This window comes from Streptomyces sp. NPDC058157 (assembly GCF_042884105.1).
In the GTDB taxonomy this organism is placed as follows: Bacteria; Actinomycetota; Actinomycetes; order Streptomycetales; family Streptomycetaceae; genus Streptomyces.
In genome coordinates this window covers 18,503-35,963 of sequence record NZ_JBHVUQ010000071.1, presented here as the reverse complement: position 1 = coordinate 35,963, position 17,461 = coordinate 18,503, and the positions used below count along the sequence as shown (strand labels likewise).

The 17,461-nt window shown below is 71.7% G+C and carries 20 protein-coding genes; 12 read left to right on the top strand and 8 right to left on the bottom strand.

Annotated features, from left to right (window positions below; genetic code table 11):
* The coding region (locus ACFVXK_RS19470) for a DUF1707 domain-containing protein (RefSeq protein ID WP_389613243.1) at positions 1–638 on the top strand (638 nt) is incomplete at its 5' end.
* 130 nt (positions 639–768) lie between these two features.
* Positions 769–1,167: a WhiB family transcriptional regulator gene (locus tag ACFVXK_RS19465; RefSeq protein ID WP_389613241.1), complete on the top strand. Its 399-nt coding sequence runs from the start codon at positions 769–771 to the stop codon at positions 1,165–1,167.
* A 94-nt stretch (positions 1,168–1,261) separates the two neighbouring features.
* Here the strand turns inward: ACFVXK_RS19465 and glpX are convergent, their stop codons facing one another.
* Positions 1,262–2,293 (bottom strand): class II fructose-bisphosphatase, encoded by a 1,032-nt coding sequence (glpX, locus tag ACFVXK_RS19460; RefSeq protein ID WP_389613239.1) that lies wholly within the window; start codon positions 2,291–2,293, stop codon positions 1,262–1,264.
* A 226-nt stretch (positions 2,294–2,519) separates the two neighbouring features.
* On the opposite strand from glpX, the gene ACFVXK_RS19455 reads away from it, so the two are divergent.
* The gene (locus tag ACFVXK_RS19455) at positions 2,520–3,038 is read left to right on the top strand and encodes a DUF4245 domain-containing protein (protein WP_389613250.1); all 519 of its coding nucleotides are present in this window, start codon (positions 2,520–2,522) and stop codon (positions 3,036–3,038) included.
* Positions 3,039–3,136: 98 nt separating this feature from the next.
* Here the strand turns inward: ACFVXK_RS19455 and ACFVXK_RS19450 are convergent, their stop codons facing one another.
* From ACFVXK_RS19450 to ACFVXK_RS19435, 4 genes are all read right to left on the bottom strand, one after another.
* Positions 3,137–3,724, bottom strand: coding sequence for a malonic semialdehyde reductase (locus ACFVXK_RS19450; protein WP_389613238.1), 588 nt, complete (start codon positions 3,722–3,724; stop codon positions 3,137–3,139).
* A 96-nt stretch (positions 3,725–3,820) separates the two neighbouring features.
* Complete coding sequence (locus tag ACFVXK_RS19445; RefSeq protein ID WP_389613236.1) at positions 3,821–4,060, bottom strand: exodeoxyribonuclease VII small subunit; 240 nt, start codon at positions 4,058–4,060, stop codon at positions 3,821–3,823.
* A gap of 51 nt (positions 4,061–4,111) precedes the next feature.
* Positions 4,112–5,344, bottom strand: a complete 1,233-nt coding sequence (gene xseA / locus ACFVXK_RS19440) for an exodeoxyribonuclease VII large subunit (RefSeq protein WP_389613234.1) — start codon at positions 5,342–5,344, stop codon at positions 4,112–4,114.
* A 33-nt stretch (positions 5,345–5,377) separates the two neighbouring features.
* A complete protein-coding gene (locus ACFVXK_RS19435; RefSeq protein WP_389613232.1) occupies positions 5,378–6,751 on the bottom strand; it encodes an APC family permease in 1,374 nt (457 codons plus the stop codon).
* A gap of 86 nt (positions 6,752–6,837) precedes the next feature.
* Here ACFVXK_RS19435 and ACFVXK_RS19430 point away from each other — a divergent pair, with 86 nt between their 5' ends.
* Positions 6,838–7,845, top strand: coding sequence for a 4-hydroxy-3-methylbut-2-enyl diphosphate reductase (locus ACFVXK_RS19430; protein ID WP_389613229.1), 1,008 nt, complete (start codon positions 6,838–6,840; stop codon positions 7,843–7,845).
* A gap of 32 nt (positions 7,846–7,877) precedes the next feature.
* Complete coding sequence (gene ppgK / locus ACFVXK_RS19425; protein ID WP_389613227.1) at positions 7,878–8,627, top strand: polyphosphate--glucose phosphotransferase; 750 nt, start codon at positions 7,878–7,880, stop codon at positions 8,625–8,627.
* A gap of 12 nt (positions 8,628–8,639) precedes the next feature.
* On the opposite strand, the gene ACFVXK_RS19420 is transcribed toward ppgK, so the two are convergent.
* A complete protein-coding gene (locus ACFVXK_RS19420) occupies positions 8,640–9,128 on the bottom strand; it encodes a DUF6542 domain-containing protein (RefSeq protein WP_389613225.1) in 489 nt (162 codons plus the stop codon).
* A 151-nt stretch (positions 9,129–9,279) separates the two neighbouring features.
* Between ACFVXK_RS19420 and ychF the strand changes: the two genes are divergently transcribed.
* From ychF to ACFVXK_RS19385, 7 genes are all read left to right on the top strand, one after another.
* Positions 9,280–10,368, top strand: a complete 1,089-nt coding sequence (gene ychF / locus ACFVXK_RS19415) for a redox-regulated ATPase YchF (RefSeq protein WP_358895422.1) — start codon at positions 9,280–9,282, stop codon at positions 10,366–10,368.
* Positions 10,369–10,530: 162 nt separating this feature from the next.
* Entirely contained in the window at positions 10,531–10,812 is a 282-nt protein-coding gene (locus ACFVXK_RS19410) for a type II toxin-antitoxin system Phd/YefM family antitoxin (RefSeq protein ID WP_389613223.1), read from the top strand.
* A complete protein-coding gene (locus ACFVXK_RS19405) occupies positions 10,809–11,063 on the top strand; it encodes a Txe/YoeB family addiction module toxin (RefSeq protein WP_389613221.1) in 255 nt (84 codons plus the stop codon). Before ACFVXK_RS19410 ends, ACFVXK_RS19405 begins: the two co-directional genes overlap by 4 nt.
* Before the next feature lie 899 nt (positions 11,064–11,962).
* Positions 11,963–12,379 (top strand): hypothetical protein, encoded by a 417-nt coding sequence (locus tag ACFVXK_RS19400; RefSeq protein ID WP_389613219.1) that lies wholly within the window; start codon positions 11,963–11,965, stop codon positions 12,377–12,379.
* Positions 12,380–12,420: 41 nt separating this feature from the next.
* Entirely contained in the window at positions 12,421–12,927 is a 507-nt protein-coding gene (locus ACFVXK_RS19395) for a hypothetical protein (RefSeq protein ID WP_389613217.1), read from the top strand.
* A gap of 240 nt (positions 12,928–13,167) precedes the next feature.
* Positions 13,168–14,394: a hypothetical protein gene (locus ACFVXK_RS19390; protein WP_389613215.1), complete on the top strand. Its 1,227-nt coding sequence runs from the start codon at positions 13,168–13,170 to the stop codon at positions 14,392–14,394.
* Positions 14,378–15,151 (top strand): hypothetical protein, encoded by a 774-nt coding sequence (locus ACFVXK_RS19385; protein ID WP_389613213.1) that lies wholly within the window; start codon positions 14,378–14,380, stop codon positions 15,149–15,151. The genes ACFVXK_RS19390 and ACFVXK_RS19385 overlap by 17 nt, the downstream gene beginning before the upstream one ends.
* A 30-nt stretch (positions 15,152–15,181) precedes the next feature.
* Here the strand turns inward: ACFVXK_RS19385 and ACFVXK_RS19380 are convergent, their stop codons facing one another.
* On the bottom strand, positions 15,182–16,348 hold the full coding sequence (locus ACFVXK_RS19380) for a hypothetical protein (protein WP_389613211.1): 1,167 nt from the start codon (positions 16,346–16,348) through the stop codon (positions 15,182–15,184).
* A gap of 134 nt (positions 16,349–16,482) precedes the next feature.
* Positions 16,483–17,454: an SMP-30/gluconolactonase/LRE family protein gene (locus ACFVXK_RS19375; RefSeq protein WP_389613208.1), complete on the bottom strand. Its 972-nt coding sequence runs from the start codon at positions 17,452–17,454 to the stop codon at positions 16,483–16,485.
* Positions 17,455–17,461 lie beyond the last annotated feature (7 nt).

Sequence of the window (17,461 nt, the reverse complement as noted above, 5' to 3'; positions counted from 1 at the left end):
CGGCCGCCCCGGCCGCCCCGGCCGCCCCGGCCGCCGGCGGGCTGCGCGCCTCCGACGCCGACCGGGACCGGATCGCGCAGATCCTCTCCGACGCGCTCGCGGAGGGCCGGCTGACGCCCGAGGAGCACTCCGAGCGCCTGGACACCCTCTACGCGGTCAAGACGGTGGGGGAGCTGGAGGTGCTCGTCCGCGACCTGCCGGCCGGAGCCGCCGCCCCTGCCGCCCCCACCGCCGCCCCGGCGGGGATCGGCCCCGTGGAGTCCGTGGTGGCCGTGTGCAGCAGCTCCGCCCGCAAGGGCCGCTGGCGCCCGGGTCCGCACACCCGCGCCGTCTCCGTCCTGGGCGACATCACCATCGACCTCACCGAGGCCGTGTTCGAGCAGCAGGTCACCGAGTTCAACGTGGTCGCGGTCCTCGGCAACGTCGAGGTCCTGGTCCCGGAGAACGTCACCCTGCGCGGCTACGGCAGCGGGCTCCTCGGCAACTTCGAGGTCCGCGGCGGGGGCGCGGCTGCCGACCCGCAGGCGCCCGTCGTGATCGTCCGCGGCCTCGCCGTGCTCGGCAACATCGAGGCCCGGCCCAAGCTCGGCGCCCGCCTCGTCGACCTCGCCGACAAGCTGCGCAAGCGGCTCGGCTGAGCGCGCCGCCGGTGGGTGGGTTTCGGACGAACCGCGTCCGGCCCGCCGACACCGGTGCATAGGGGCACGCGCAGCGGGTAGGGACAGGTGCATCGTCTCTCGCTCGCGTACCCGTCGTCAGGAGTAGACCGTGCCGCATCCGCCGCATCAGTCCCTGCAGGCAGCCGCCGTCCAGACCCTTCAGACGCGCCCGGCCGCCGTGCCGAAGCCGAGGGTGGCGGCCAGGGAAGAGGAGGACGGCCCCTGGCACACGGAGGCCGTGTGCCGCAGGGACGAGGCGGGTCTCTTCTTCGCACCGTCCAAGGAGCCCACCGCGGCCCGGCTGGCCCGCGAGGAGGCCGCCAAGCGGGTCTGCGCCCGCTGTCCGGTGATGGTCGCCTGCCGGGAGCACGCCCTGCTCCAGCCCGAGCCGTACGGGGTCTGGGGCGGGCTGACCGCCGCCGAGCGGCGGGTGGTGCTGGGCCGCAGGCGCCGCCGCGCCGCCGAACTGCTGCCGGGCGCGCCCGGACCGGTCGCCGCCGCGGGCTGAGCCGCGGGCCGCGCAGGCCGGAGGAGACGACTGAGGGGCGGTCCCCCGCACGGGGACCGCCCCTCGGCGTTGCCGTCGCCGGCCCGGGCCGCTCCTACTGGGCGCGGCCCAGGGAGATGCCGCTGTAGGCGCGCAGCTTCGACAGGCGGTGCGTGGAGTCGATCTGGCGGATCGTGCCCGACTTCGAGCGCATGACCAGCGACGAGGTGGTCGCGGTCTCCGAGCGGTAGTGGACGCCGCGCAGCAGCTCGCCGTCCGTGATGCCGGTGGCGACGAAGAAGACGTTCTCGCCGGACACCAGGTCGTTGGTGGTCAGGACGCGGTCGAGGTCGTGGCCCGCGTCGATGGCCTTCTGGCGCTCGGCCTCGTCCTTGGGCCAGAGCTTGCCCTGGATGGTGCCGCCGAGGCACTTTATGGCGCACGCCGAGATGATGCCCTCGGGGGTGCCGCCGATGCCCATGAGCAGGTCGACGCCGGTGCCCTCGCGCACCGCCATGACCGAGCCGGCGACGTCGCCGTCGGAGATGAACTTGATGCGGGCGCCGGTCTCGCGGATCTCCTTGACGATGCCCTCGTGGCGGGGGCGGTCCAGGATGACGACGGTGACGTCCTCGGGGGCGATGCTCTTGGCCTTGGCGACCCGGCGGATGTTGACCGAGACGGGGGCGTTGATGTCGACGAAGTCGGCGGCCTCGGGGCCGGTGACGAGCTTGTCCATGTAGAAGACGGCGGACGGGTCGAACATGGTGCCGCGGTCGGCGGCGGCCAGGACGGCGATGGCGTTCGGCATGCCCTTGGCGTTCAGGGTGGTGCCGTCGATCGGGTCCACGGCGATGTCGACCTCGGCGCCGGTGCCGTCACCGACGCGCTCGCCGTTGAAGAGCATCGGGGCTTCGTCCTTCTCCCCCTCGCCGATGACGACGACGCCGTTCATCGAGACGGTGGAGATCAGGGTCCGCATCGCGTTGACCGCGGCGCCGTCGGCGCCGAGCTTGTCGCCACGGCCGACCCACCGGCCCGCGGCGAGCGCCGCAGCCTCGGTGACCCGTACGAGTTCGAGGGCGAGGTTGCGGTCAGGCGAGTCGGGGGCGACTTCGAGCTGGGGCGGCAGGTTGTGCTCGGTCATCGGAGCGCACCTTTCTGTACGACGACGGCCGGGAGTGTGAGGGTGCTGGAACTCTATCGGTTCGTCGACATATTGAGCAGAGCGGGTCACTTATGAGCGCATTATCGGTCAAGCGGTCCGGCTGAGCGGACACCGCCCGCCCTTCGCGCGCCGCCCGCACCGGCGCCACGGCGACCCCCGGCGGTGATCGCCGTCTGCCATGCGGGACGATGGTGGGGTGGCAGGTATGAAAGGCAAGCAGACGGTCTGGGACATGGTCCGGTCGCTGGCGGTGATCGGCGTCGTGGTGGCGGGCATCTACATGTTCATCCCGCACGACGACAAAGCCGACCCGACGCGCACGGTCGACTACCGGGTGGAGACCCTGACGGCCCGGCGCGCGGCCCCGTACCCGGTGGCGGCCCCCGTGGGCCTCCCGGAGCAGTGGCGGGCGACCTCGGTGACCTTCGAGCGCAAGAACGCCAACGCCTGGCACCTGGGCTTCCTGGATCCGCAGCAGCAGTACGTGGCGATCGAGCAGTCCACGGACGCCTCGCAGAAGAACCTCGCCAAGCTCACCCAGAAGGCGGCGCCCACCGGGCAGAGCCAGCAGGTCGGCGACCGGGCGTGGGAGCGCTGGGACGGCGAGAAGTACGACGCGCTGGTGCGCCAGGACCAGGGCTACGTCACCGTGGTCACCGGTACGGGCTCCTTCGAGCAGCTGGGCGCGATGGCGGCGGCGCTGGAGTTCAAGCAGGGGCAGTGACCCCTGCGGTCGCCGCGGCCGCGTGCGAAAGGGCCGCCCGCCCCGGGGGAACCGGGGCGGGCGGCCCTTTTCGCGCGTCGGCGGCGTCGTGCCGGGGCTCAGACGGTGGTGATGACCTCGTCGTAGGCCAGGCGCGGGGAGCGGTCGTGCCAGGCGCCCTCGCCGGGCTTGCCGATGTTGACGACCATCAGCGCGCTGTGGTCGCCGTCGAGGAACTCCTTGCTGATGCCCTCGAGGTCGGCGCCGGTCATCGGGCCGGCGGCCAGACCGGCGGCGCGGACGCCGACGATGAAGTAGGCGGCCTGCAGCATGGCGTTGCGGGCGGCGAAGGCCTCGCGGGCCGGGCGCTCGGTGAAGAAGCCCTTGACCGCCGGGTAGTGCGGCAGGAGGGTGTCGAACTCCTCGTGGAACTCGTTGTCCGCGGCGAGGATCGCGACCAGCGGGGCGGCGGCGGTCTTGGCCTTGTTGCCGTCCGACATCAGGTTCACCAGGCGCTCGCGGGCCTCGGCGGAGCGGACCAGGGTGATGCGCAGCGGCGTGCCGTTGAAGGCGGTCGGGCCGTACTTCACCAGGTCGTAGATGGCCTGGACCTGCTCGTCGGTCACCGGCTCGTCGGAGAACGAGTTGGCGGTGCGGGCCTCGCGGAACAGCAGGTCCTGGGCAGCGGCGTCGAGCACGAGAGACATCGGTAAGCCTTCTTCTGTACGGAGGTGAAGCGGTGGTCCGACTGTAGGACAAAAGTAGATGAAATTTCAACTACTTGCCTTCGCCGGTGATCCGGATCACTCCTCGGCGCCGCCCCCGCCCGCCGCCTCGGCCGCCTCCCGGGCGGCCAGCGCCGAGTCCAGCCGGGCGCGCGCGCCCTCCAGCCAGTGCCGGCAGACCCCGGCCAGCTCCTCGCCGCGCTCCCAGAGCGCGAGCGACTCCTCCAGCGAGGTGCCGCCGGCCTCCAGCTTGCGGACGACCTCGACGAGCTCGTCGCGCGCCTGCTCGTAGCCCAGCGTCGTATCGGCCTCGGTCATTCCCTGTCCCATCGTAGATGTGTCTTACAACGACTTCGTTGCCGGAACGTGTCAGTCTCCAGCGGAGCCCGAGCGGGCCTCCACCACCGTCACGGCGAACTCGCCCTCCGCCACCCGCGCACGCAGCGCCTCGCCCGGCGCGACCTCCCCGGGCGCCCGCACCACGTGCCCGTCGGCCCGCTGGAGCACCGCGTACCCGCGCTCCATCGTGGCCGCCGGGGACAGGGCCACCACCCGGGCCCGGGTGTGCTCCAGCTCCGACTCCGCCCGGTCCAGCAGATGCCCCAGCGTGCGCCGGCTGCGGCCCAGCAGGGCCTCCAGTTCGTCCTCCCGGGTCTCCACCATCCGCTGCGGGTGTACGAACACCGGCCGCGCGAGCGCGTGCGCCAGCCCCCGTTCCTCCCGCTCCAGCAGCCCGCGCAGCGCCCGCAGCCCCCGGCCCTGGAGCTGGCGCACCCGCTCCAGCTCCTCGCCGACGTCCGGGACCACCTTCTTCGCCGCGTCCGTCGGCGTGGAGGCCCGCAGGTCCGCCACCAGGTCCAGCAAGGGGGAGTCCGGCTCGTGCCCGATCGCCGACACCACCGGCGTCCGGGCCGCCGCGACCGTCCGCACGACCTCCTCGTCCGAGAAGGGAAGCAGGTCCTCCACGCTGCCGCCGCCCCGCGCCACGATGATCACGTCGACCTCGTCCAGGGCGTCCAGCTCCTTGACCGCCCGCACCACCTGCGGCACCGCGTGCACCCCCTGCACGGCCACGTTGCGCACCTCGAAGCGCACCGCCGGCCAGCGCCGCCGCGCGTTCTCCAGCACGTCCCGCTCGGCCGCCGAGGCCCGCCCCACCACCAGCCCGATCAGCTGCGGCAGGAACGGCAGCGGCTTCTTGCGCTCCAGCGCGAACAGCCCCTCCGACGCCAGCGACCGCTTGAGCCGCTCCAGCCGCGCCAGCAGCTCCCCGATCCCGACGGGCCGTATCTCCGTCACCCGCAGCGACAGCTGCCCGCGCGGGGCGTACCACTCCGGCTTCGCCAGGACGACGACCCGCGCACCCTCCGACACCACGTCCGCGACCTCGTCGAAGACCTGGCGGAAGCAGGTCACGCTGACGGAGATGTCGTGCGAGGGATCGCGCAGCGTCAGGAACACCACCCCCGCCCCCGGCCGCCGGGACAGCTGAGTGATCTGCCCCTCCACCCACACCTGGCCCAGCCGGTCGATCCAGCCCCCGATGAGCCGGGACACCTGACCGACCGGCAGCGGCGCCTCCGCCGACGTATTGAGACCCATACAGGGAGGCTAACCGGCGACGCTGACAGCGTCTCAGGCCCCGGGCGGGGTGTCGGGGTCCCTCCGCCCCCGCTGGAAGAACAGCACCCCCAGCCCCACCGCCAGCCACACCGCCCCCACCGCCTGCGCCGTCCCCGAGGCCTCCACGATCACCGCCACCGTCACCGCCGCCCCCAGCACCGGCACCACCAGGTGCCGGACCCAGCTCGGCGGCCCCTCCATGCGCCGCACCACGAACCAGCCCACCACCGACGCGTGCAACAGGGTGAACGCCACCAGCGCCCCCACGTCCACCACCGACACCAGGTGGTCCAGCCCGTCGTCGCGGCGCGCCGCCCACACCGCCGCCACCAGCGTCACCACCGCCGCCACCAGCAGCGCCGCCCTCGGAGTACCCCCCGAGGTCCGCGCCAGCACCCCCGGCAGCCGCCGCTCCCGGGCCATCGCGAACAGCAGCCGCCCCGCCGCCGCCTGCCCCGCCAGCGCCGCGAACGCCGCCCCCACCGCCTTGCTCACCGCCACCAGGTCGTGCAGCCAGCCCCCCACCGACGCCTCGACCGCCGTGTAGAACGCCGGCCCCTGCAACGCCGGATCCGCCGCCAGCTCCGCCGACGGGAACGGGGCCAGCAGCGCCGCCAGGTACGTCTGCGCCACGAACAGCACCCCGGTCAGCCCCAGGCACAGCAGCACCGCCCGGGCCACCCGCGCACCGCCCCCCGTCACCTCCTCCGCGAACGAGGCGATCGCGTCGAACCCCAGGTACGACAGCACCGCCACCGACACCGCCCCCACCACCGCCGCCGCCGAGAACCCCAGCGACCCGTCCCCCGTCAGCGGCGACAGCCACCCCCGCCGCGCCCCGTCCCGTGCCAGCACCACCACCGCGGACACCAGGAACACCAGCAGCACCACGATCTCCACCGCCAGCACCGCGAACCCCACCCGCGCGGCCGCCCGCACCCCCCACAGGTTCAGCAGGGTCGTCACCACCACCGCCAGCGCCGTCCACACCCACCGCGACACCTCGGGCACCAGCGCGTTCATCGCGATCCCCGAGAACAGGTACGCCACCGCCGGGATCAGCAGGTAGTCCAGCGCCGCCATCCAGCCGGCGATCATCCCCGGCCCCTCGCCCAGCCCCTTGCGGGCGTAGGTGAACACCGACCCCGCCTGCGGGGCCACCCGCACCATCTGCGCGTACGAGAACGCCGTGAACCCCATCGCCACGGTCGCGACCACGTAGACCAGCGCCACCGCCCCGTGCGACTTCGCGTCCAGCGTGCCGAAGACCCCGACCGGGGCCATGGGCGCGATGAACAGCAGCCCGTAGACCACCAGGTCCCGGAAGCCCAGACTCCGCCGCAGTGCCGGGGGTGCGGCCGTACCAGGATCCACAGCGGCTGCCATCGCTCCTCCGAGGGGCTGTGAGGACGGACGTTCGACCCAGTCTCTGCCGGACGGGGGACGTCCGGCCTCCTGGAGCCCCCCGTACGATGGAGCGTATGACTGCCCCCGCACCCGCTTCCCGCCGCGTCCTGCTCGCCGCCCCGCGCGGTTACTGCGCGGGCGTGGACCGCGCCGTGATCGCCGTCGAGAAGGCCCTCGAGCAGTACGGCGCCCCGGTCTACGTCCGCCACGAGATCGTGCACAACAAGTACGTCGTCCAGACGCTGCAGAAGAAGGGCGCGATCTTCGTCGAGAAGACGGAGGAGGTCCCGCCGGGCAACATCGTCATGTTCTCCGCCCACGGCGTCGCCCCCGTGGTGCACGAGGAAGCGGCGCAGGGCCGGCTCGCGACCATCGACGCGACCTGCCCGCTGGTCACCAAGGTCCACAAGGAAGCGGTCCGCTACGCCAACGAGGACTTCGACATCCTCCTCATCGGCCACGAGGGCCACGAGGAGGTCATCGGCACCTCCGGCGAGGCCCCCGACCACATCACCATCGTCGACGGCCCCGACGACGTCGCCAAGGTCGAGGTCCGCGACGAGTCCAAGGTCGTCTGGCTCTCCCAGACCACCCTCTCCGTCGACGAGACGATGGAGACGGTCGACGCGCTGAAGCAGAAGTTCCCGCTGCTCGTCTCCCCGCCCAGCGACGACATCTGCTACGCCACCTCCAACCGCCAGGCCGCCGTCAAGGCGATGGGCGCCGACGCCGACCTGGTCGTCGTCGTCGGCTCCAAGAACTCCTCGAACTCCATCCGCCTCGTCGAGGTCGCCCTCGACGCCGGCGCCCGCGCCGCCCACCTGGTCGACTTCGCCAGCGAGATCGACGAGGCCTGGCTGGAGGGCGTCACCACCGTCGGCCTGACCTCGGGCGCCTCCGTGCCGGAGGTGCTGGTCGAGGAGGTCCTGGAGTGGCTGGCCCAGCGCGGCTTCGCCGACGTGGAGATCGTCAAGACGGCCGAGGAGCACATCGTCTTCTCGCTGCCCAAGGAGCTCCGCCGCGACCTGCGCACCGAGGCCGCCGAACTGGCGGCCGGAGCCTCCGACGAGTAGCCCGTACGGCGGCGGCTTCGTACGGTGAGTCCATGCAGATCTTCGGTGTGGACATCGGCGGTACGGGGATCAAGGGCGCTCCCGTGGACCTGGACCGCGGCGAACCGGCGCAGGAGCGCCACAAAGTACTGACACCACATCCGGCCACCCCCGAGGGGGTGGCCGGAGGCGTTGCCGAGGTCGTCCGCCACTTCTCCTGGGACGGCCCGATCGGCGTCACCTTCCCCGGCGTGGTCACCCACGGCGTGACCCGGACGGCCGCCAACGTCGACAAGGCCTGGATCGGCCTCGACGCGGCCGCCCTGCTCTCCGCGACCCTCGACGGCCGCCCGGTCACCGTCCTCAACGACGCCGACGCGGCGGGCGTCGCCGAGATGACCTACGGGGCGGGGCGCGGGGTCCCCGGCACGGTCGTCCTGCTCACCCTGGGCACCGGCATCGGCAGCGCCGTCTTCCGCGACGGCCGGCTCGTGCCCAACACCGAGCTCGGCCACCTGGAGCTCAAGGGCCACGACGCGGAGACCCGGGCCTCGGTCAAGGCCAAGGAGGACGGGGACCTCAGCTGGGAGCGCTGGGCGCACCGGCTGGACAAGTACCTGGCGCACGTCGAGATGCTGTTCTCCCCGGACCTCTTCATCCTCGGCGGCGGGGTCAGCCGCAAACCGGAGAAGTTCGTCCCCCTCCTCAAGAACGTCCGCGCGCAGATCGTCCCGGCGAAACTCCAGAACAACGCCGGCATCGTCGGCGCCGCCATGGCGGCCCGCGACGGCCTCACGGCCTGACCGCCTAGCCGTTCAGCAGGCGGCGGAGCTGCTGCCGGCCCTCCTGGCCGCCCTCCGCCGCCCGCTCAGCGCGGCCCGCCGCACCAGCGCGATCAGCCCCGCGACCAGCGTCCCCGCGTACAGCCACCCGGCGTGCAGGGACAGCGCCGACACCACCCCCATCAGCTCCCCGCCGAAACCGCCCGAGCCGCCCGACACGGGCCACACCCCGGCGGCGAAGGCGATCGGCACGCACACCGGCGCGGTGATCAGGTCGGCGGGCCGCACCCACAGCGCGGTCAGGGCGGCCACGGGCAGGAACAGCAGCCCGTACGCGAACAGCGAGGAGCCGAACAGCAGCCGGCAGATCCCGGCGACGAGCAGCATCGCCGCACAGGCGAACAGCCCGCCGCCGAGCCCGGTCAGCCGCGGCCGCGGCATCCGCCGGGCGGCGGCGGACGCGGGCGGCCGGGGGCGCCGCCCCGCCTGGGCGGGCACCTGCGGGTGACGTACCGAACGCATCCTGTATCGCTCCACCCCACCAACCTAGGCGGGAGGCCCCGCCCCGCCCGCTCGGACACGCGTACAACCACGCGCGCGCCCGCAGGAAAGTAAACTGTCCGACGGCCCACTCCGGGCCGCCGCCCCCAATCAGCTACGGGAAGTCGCCAACGTGTCGCTCACGATCGGAATCGTCGGCCTGCCGAATGTCGGCAAGTCGACCCTGTTCAACGCCCTGACCAAGAACGACGTACTGGCGGCCAACTACCCGTTCGCCACCATCGAGCCGAACATCGGCGTCGTCGGCGTCCCGGACCAGCGCCTCGCCGTCCTGGCCGGGATCTTCAAGTCGGAGCGCATCCTCCCCGCCACGGTCGACTTCGTCGACATCGCCGGCATCGTGCGCGGCGCCTCCGAGGGCGAGGGCCTGGGCAACAAGTTCCTCGCGAACATCCGCGAGTCGGACGCGATCTGCCAGGTCATCCGCGCCTTCAAGGACGAGAACGTCGTCCACGTCGACGGCAAGGTCTCGCCGAAGGACGACATCGAGACGATCAACACCGAGCTGATCCTCGCCGACCTCCAGTCCATCGAGAAGGCGGTCCCGCGCCTGACGAAGGAGTCCCGCCTCCAGAAGGACAAGGTCGCGGTCCTGGCGGCGGCCGAGAAGGCCCAGAAGATCCTGGAGAACGGCGACACCCTCTTCTCCCAGGGCATCACCAAGGGCACCGAGCAGGGCGACCTCCTCCACGAGCTGCACCTGCTCACCACCAAGCCGTTCCTCTACGTCTTCAACGTGGACGAGGACGAGCTGACGGACGACGCCTTCAAGGCCGAGCAGTCCGCCCTGGTCGCCCCGGCGGAGGCCATCTTCCTCAACGCCAAGCTGGAGGCGGACCTCGCCGAGCTGGACGACGAGGAAGCCCTGGAGCTCCTCCAGTCCGTCGGCCAGGACGAGCCCGGCCTGGCCACCCTCGGCCGCGTCGGCTTCGCCACCCTGGGCCTCCAGACCTACCTGACGGCCGGCCCGAAGGAAACCCGCGCCTGGACCATCAAGCAGGGCGCCACGGCCCCCGAGGCGGCCGGCGTGATCCACACCGACTTCCAGCGCGGCTTCATCAAGGCGGAGGTCATCTCCTTCGCCGACCTGGTCGACTGCGGCTCGGTCGCGGAAGCCCGCGCGAAGGGCAAGGCCCGCATGGAGGGCAAGGACTACGTCATGCAGGACGGCGACGTGGTCGAGTTCCGCTTCAACGTCTGAGCGGACGCATTGGCACCACGTCGCTGACGGGGCAAACATGCAGGTCAGAAGGGGCCGACTCCGCCGGGAGTCGGCCCCCTCGTGTTTCAGCCGTTCGACCCGGCCGGAGATTGCCGAAAGTGGTACGTTATTAGGTACCACTTTGAGGGATGGGGGCAGGGCATGTCCATAACCGCGAGCGAAGCCCGCAGGGAACTCTTTCCGCTGATCAAGAAGGTCAACGAGAACCACGAGGCCATCGAGATCGTCTCGAAGCACGGCAATGCCGTGCTCGTCTCGGCAGAGGACTACGCGGCGCTGCGCGAGGGCTCGTACCTGCTGCGCTCTCCGGCGAACGCCCGCCGGCTGCTCAAGGCGTACGAGAACGCCCTGGCCCATGTCAACGTGTCGGATCGCGAGCTGATCGATCCGGACTCGGCGGACGCGAGTGCGGGTGCCGGGTGAGGCTTGTCTTCGAGGATCAGGGATGGGAGGACTACACGTCCTGGCTCAAGAACGACCGCAAGATCCTCGCCCGGATCAACAAGCTGATCGAGGACGTCAGGCGTGACCCGTTCTCAGGGATCGGCAAGCCGGAACCTTTGAAGTACCACCTGCCTGGCGCGTGGTCGCGGCGGATCGACGACGAGCACCGCCTCGTCTACCTGGTGACGGAGAAGGAGATCATCATCCTTGCGGCTCGGTACCACTACTGACCGCCCGTGTTGGGATGGTGCTGACCAGCGGTGATGATGGTCAGGGAGCCTTGCCGTCCCCACGCTGCTCGGGGGCGGCTGCCAGAGTGGTGGAGGCGGCGAGTGCCTGCGTGAAACTGGCTACCGCCGCCTCGTCCAAGCCCGCGAACACCCTGGCGAGCTGGTCGCCCCAATTGGGACGGCACTCGTATCCGGTCAGGTGCCCCTGCAGATACTCCAGGATCTCCCCGTATGCCGTGACCGTCGGCGGGACGCCCCACTCTGGCAAGGGGAGGGGCTCGCCATCGCCACGAGTCACTAGCACCCTCGACGGGATGACACGACCTTTCAGCCCAAAGCGCGCAGGGCGGTGGCGAACGCGTGGCAAAGGAAGGTTGGTGAAGGTGCCGCCTAGCCGCCCAGGCGGCAAGCGGTGGCTCGGATCAGGCCGTACAGCAGGCGTGCGTTCGGCGGGACAGCCTGAGCCAGCGCCACAGCCTGCGGCCATGCCCGACGGGTGCACGGGGGCATCGGAGAGAAACGGCAACACGGCCGTTCCGCCGGGATCGGCGGCCCTCTCGCCGGCGGGTCAGCCGCACCAGCTCTGGACCGGACCACGATCCCGGCTCGACGCGGATCTTCGCCCATGCGAGCATCAGGGCCTGCCGCGCGCGTCACGTACCTCGAAGTCGATGGCCTCGTCGCATGCAGGGCGCCAGTGGCAGTCCCCTGTCGTGACCTTTCGCAAACTGCCATCAGGTACTCATCGGACATGACGAGGGGTGTGAGTCAGCGGGCGGAAGGCCTGCGTGAACTGCCAACGACGTGCTATAGCTGATGACTTGCTGTGTGCACGCCGGAGGGCCGCGACAGTGCATGGAGTCACAACGTCATCATTCCGCGTCTGTCAGGGGGAATCGGTGGACCCACAGATCGTCGCAGTCGCCAGTGCGGCTGGCACCGCCATCGTCTCGGCCATGGCTACGGATGGCTGGCAGCGTGCGAGGGACAGCGTCGTCGGGCTCTGGCAACGGTTCCGACCCGAGGCCGCCGACGCGGTCCATGCGGATTTCGACGGGCATCGGAGGGCTCTTGTGGATTCCCTCCGAGAGGGTGACGAGCCCACTCGCGCCGCGTTGGTGACGGTGTGGAACGGGCACTTTCTCGGCCTGCTTGTCGCACAGCCGGATGCTCTTGATGCCCTCAGGCAGTTCAGCACGGCGCTCGATCGAGAGAGCGTCGGCGGGCCCCGCCCTTCAGTGAACATGACTGCCCATGCGAGCGGCAACGGGCAGGTGTTCCAGGCCGGGCGCGATCAGAAGATCGCACAGTCGTGACTCCGTCCCGTCGCGAGGGGGAGTCGAACGAGTCCTGGTCGATGCGGGTCGACGCCTCCGATGCCGCCCAAGTGCACCAGGCAGGTCGAGATCAACACTTCGTTCAGAACCACTACCACTTCGACCCGACGCCATCTCGCTTCCACGAGATGGCTCAGGACGACGAAGACGAGGTTGAGTACGTCTTCTTCATGGGCCCCTGGCACGTACCAATCACGGTTCTGCTTTACCTGCTTGCCCCGGTCCCCCTGCTCGTAGGCGGTACCAGCCTGCAGCTCGTCTTCGAAGCCGAGCCCGGACCTTCCATATGGTGGGTGATGGCTTACACGGCATGTGCCGTGATTGTTGGTGTGGTGCTTGAGGCCATCGTGCTGAACAAGGCTCTGCTCCGCAGTCCATGGAGCTTCGCCACCGACACGTATGTCAGGGTCCTGCACGGATCGGTCGCCGCTGGGCTCTTCATTTATTCCTTGATCCGCTCCCCTGATGAGGCCGGTACCATCGGACGCCTCGCCCTTGACTGTGCGGAGGTTCTGGGGCCCCTGTAACACCAGCATCTCAGGGGAATTCCACGACCCTCGACAAGACGGGGTTCAGCTCGCAAGCCTTTCGTGCCCACCCACCCCTTGTCTGGTTCGCGAGTGGCCTCGCCATGGCGAATGGAGAGCAGGCTCCGTGGCCGTTGCCCGCACACGGCCACGAGCACGAACTGGCCGCAGAGTTCCGAAGTCACCTCGACTTCGTCGAGTCCGCGTAGTACACCGCGATCCGGGAGGCGGGACCGTTCCATGTATGCGACAGAGCCGACGGAAGAAGCCCGGATCGAGGACGCGGGCAACGTGCTGGTGGCGCCTTCGGCGTTGCGGGGTGATGACTCGGTCCGGGGGTTCTTCGGGGTCGTGATCACCCCGGAGGAGCTGGACGCCGGGGCGGTCGGCCTCGCGGGGAAGACCGTCTACCTGTGCGGGGACGTGTCCCGGATCAGCGGGCGGCAGCTGGCGGCGGCGGGCCGGGTGTTCGTCGTCCGGGAGCTGGCGCGGGGGTACCGCGTGGGGAACGGCGGCCCCTGGACGGTCGTCGGCCTCGGCCGGGTTCCGCTGCGGGTGCACGGGGCCGGGGTGTACTACCGCCGGTTCTTCCACCCCGACGCCGGGCACTTCGGGCGGATCCGGGCCGAGCACGTGTTCCAGTCGCTGACGGAGTCGACCAAGCCGGGGACGGCCCACCGCAGCGGGATCTACCTGACACCGGTCGAGCGCAGCGGCGACGAGCTGCACTTCCGCCTGCTGCGCTGCTCCACGAACCTGTCCGGTCCGACCGAGGGCTTCGGCCCGACGGACACGGCCGTCGTCGGGGCCCTGAACCGTGAGGCCGCCGCCGTCTTCCGGAACGCGGCGCCGCTGAACCACGTCCTCGCGCAGGTCTACCACAACACCCGGGCGACGGCCGGGCGCAAGCAGTCCAAGGCCAGGATCTCGGCGCACGCCGACAAGACGAAGGACATGCCGGTCAACGGCGTCATGGCCTTCTGCACCTTCTACGAGGGGCTGGAGAAGCTCCAGCCGCTGGCCGAGGACCCCTTCGACCGTGGTGTGCGGGGCGTCAGCGGGCTGACCCGGCTCCGGTTCCGCCTCAAGGAGCAGCGGGACGCCGCCGTGCTCCCCGCGCAGTTCACCGTGACCCTGCACCCCGGCTCCGTGTTCCTCATGCCGCTGTCCACCAACCGCCTGTACACGCACGAGATCCGGCCCGCGGCGCTCCCCGCCGAGTCGCTCCCGACCCGCCTGGGATACGTGGTGCGCTGTTCGGGCAGGGAGGCGGTCCACAAGGACGGCCGGACGTTCCTGAAGACGACGGGCGAGGGGCTGGTGGAGCTGGAACCGCCCACGCCGGAGGGCATGGACCGGCTGCGCGGGCTGTACGCCGAGGAGAACCGGAGCTCGGCCTTCGTCGACTACGGCGGCGGGTTCCTCTTCAGCATGAACGCGGGAGACTACGTTGCCCCTCGAACCTAGGCAGGTGGAGGGGGTCGCCTCGTACGCCCTGGATGCCGCGGGGGACCTCTTCGCGGAGCTCTCCGGGGCGACCCGCTGGGAGGACGTGGGGAAGGGGCGGCGCGGCGCCGTGCTCGTGCGGGTCGACGCGGACGGCGGCGTCCCCCTCGTCCGCACCACCACCCGGTACGGAAGCCCGGCGCAGCGCTTCGGGGCGGTGCACGAGCGGCTCGCGCGGCGGGTGCGGGAGCGGGCGGGCCTGCCGGCCGCCTTCGACAACGCCCTCGTCGAGCGCTACACGAACGCCTACAAGACCATGGGCAGCCACAGCGACCAGGCCCTCGACCTCGCCGAAGGGTCGTCCATCGCGGTCTTCTCCTGTTACCGGCGCGGCGGGGAGGGCCCGTCGAGGAAGCTCGTCTTCGAAGAGAAGGGGGCGTCCGGGGGCGAGGGGTTCGAGGTCCCCCTCGTCCACAACGGCGTCGTCGTCTTCTCCGTCGCGGCGAACCGGCGGCTCAGGCACCGGATCGTCCTGGACGCGCCCGCCCCGGCGGAGGGCGACGAATGGCTCGGCGTGACCTTCCGAACCTCGAAGACCGTCGTCCGGTTCCGCGACGGGGAGGCGTACCTCCCGGGCGGTCAGCGCCTGACGGAGGCGGACGAGGAACAGAGCCGCGCGTTCTACGGGCTCCGGCGCCGCGAGAACCAGGAGACGGACTTCGTCTACCCCCACCTGGCGTACACCGTCAGCGGGAGCGATCTGCTGCCGCCGGAGTGAGTGCGTCGAGGTCCGGGGTGACGGGCGGTGCTACGCGGTGGGCGGGCGCAGCATCGGTTCGAAGGCCTCCTCGCCCTCGACCATGGGGAGGAAGCCGTCCGGGACGGTGCGGGCGGCGGTGGTCAGGAGGCGGGCCAGGACCTCGGGCTCGGTGGCCGGGGGGAGGCGGAGTGCGGCGAGGAGGCGGTCGCGGACCTCGGGGTGGTCCGGGTTGTCCTCCAGGTGGTCGGCGTTGAGGACGGGCGGACGGAAGCCGGCCAGGGCGTCGTGCCAGGAGGGCAGGACGATGACCAGGGTCAGGGCCTCGGCGAGGGACTCCGCGAGCAGGGTGGCCTGGCCCTCCGAGTCGGTGTAGAGGACGGGGCGCGCGCTGTCGGGGCCGGACGGGCCGCACAGGTAGTGGGTGCCGCCCGCGCCGCAGCCGGCCACGGGCTCGACCGGCAGACCGGCCGGCAGGGCGATCGACTCCTCGATGGGGTCGGTCCGCGTGAGGTCGAACTCGCCGTCGCAGGCGAGGTACGCGTCGACCTCGGGGTGGGCGGCGATCCGGCGGAGCAGGGCCTCGTCGGAGAGGGCGGCCGGGTTGAGGGCGCGGGCGGTCTCGGGGGTCAGGGGGTGGCCCGCGAGGACGTGGCGGACGGCGTCGAGGGGGACCGGGCGCTCGTAGTGGTCCTCGAAGTGGGCCTGGACGGCCTCGGGGGAGCGGTCGGTGAGGAGGCGGAAGAGGTGGCCCGAGCCGTCCGGGTCGGTGCTGCGCGGGGGGAAGTCGACGGCCGAGCCGGTGTGCCAGGCCGTGCCGCCGGTCTCCCACCACAGGCAGGCGGTGACCCGTGGGGCGCCGGTGTCCGGGTCGGTGAAGGCCGGCTCGTCGAGGAGCGGGCGCAGTGCGGCGGGCACCTCGTCGACGACACCGGGCCAGACCTGCTCGTCGTCCGTGGCGTACGGGCTCATCGGCGACTCGTGGTCGAACCCGCGGACGAGCACGCCGGCCGGGGTGAAGAGGACGGAGAACTCGTCACCCGAGCCGTTGTCCATCAGGGCCGCTTCCTCCTCGGGGCCCCAGGCGGCGTCGAAGGTGTGGCAGACGTACTGCGGATCGTCACCGATCGCCGCGTCCAGCACGGCCAGCGCGCGCAGGTGGGTGCGGAGGGCGGCCGGGTCGGGGAGGAGGGCGGCGGTGGTGGCGGCGGTGTTCATGGCGGCATGGAAGCACGCGCCACTGACACGGACCGGCCCGGGGCGGCGGCCGGTGCCGCGAGCCCGGCGGGTGGCGCGAGCGCGGCCGGTGCCGTGCGCCCGGCCGGTGGGCGCGTGCTTCGGGTGCCGGACCGCTACAGCCCCCGGACCGCGGCGACCGTGAAGGTGGTCGGGGTGCCCGTCGACGGGGTCATCGGGCCGCCCTTGTCGAACTGGGAGCGGACCACCAGGGTGCGGGTCGGGGTGTGGGCCAGGGTGGTGGGGATCTGGAGGGCCGGGTCCGTGAGGGTGTGGAGCAGGCGGGCGCGGGTGCCGTCCGGGGTGAGCTGCCAGCGGGTCAGGGTGTTCGTGATGTTGTGGGCCGCCCGGAGGGTGCCGGTGGGGGAGAGGTCGAGGCCGTCGGCGGCCTTGAGGTCGCCGCCGGTGAGGATGACCCGGCTGAGGGCGCCGGTGGCGAGGTCGACGCGGTGGAGCTCCCCGGCGGTCATGTCGACCGCGAGGAGGTAGCGGCCCGCCGCGTCGGAGGTGATGCCGTTGAGGGTGAACTTGCCCGGCGGCGGCGGGGTGACCTGCCGGCTCAGGTCGTAGCCGACCGTCAGGGCGCCCGAGCCGGCCCGCAGCTGGGCGGGGGTGACGCGGTAGATCACCGCGCGGACGCTGTCCGTCAGGTAGGCGGTGCCGTCCGGGGTGATGGTCAGGTCGTTGATGAAGTGCGGGACGGCGGGGTCGGCCTCGAAGTGGGCCAGGCGGGTGCCCGTCGCCGTGTCGTACACCGCGACGCCGGCCGTGGAGTCGGTGACCCACAGGCGGCCCCGGGCGTCGACGCGCAGGCCGTTGGCGGTGTGCCGGCCGTCGGTGCCGGAGGGCAGGAAGACCTCGGCCGTCCGGGCGCCGGGGCGGGCGCGGTAGACGGTCCCGTCCGCGTACGAGCCGACGTACACCGTGCCGGTGCGGGCGTCGGCGGCTATGCCCTCGGGGTAGACCTTCGCGCCGGGCAGCGTGAACGCCGTCGACACGCGGGCCGGGCCCGGGGCGGCGCCGGTGGTGAGCGCCGTGGTGAGGGCCAGGAGGGCGGCGACGGGCAGGGCGTGGGACAGCTTGCGCATGGGTGTT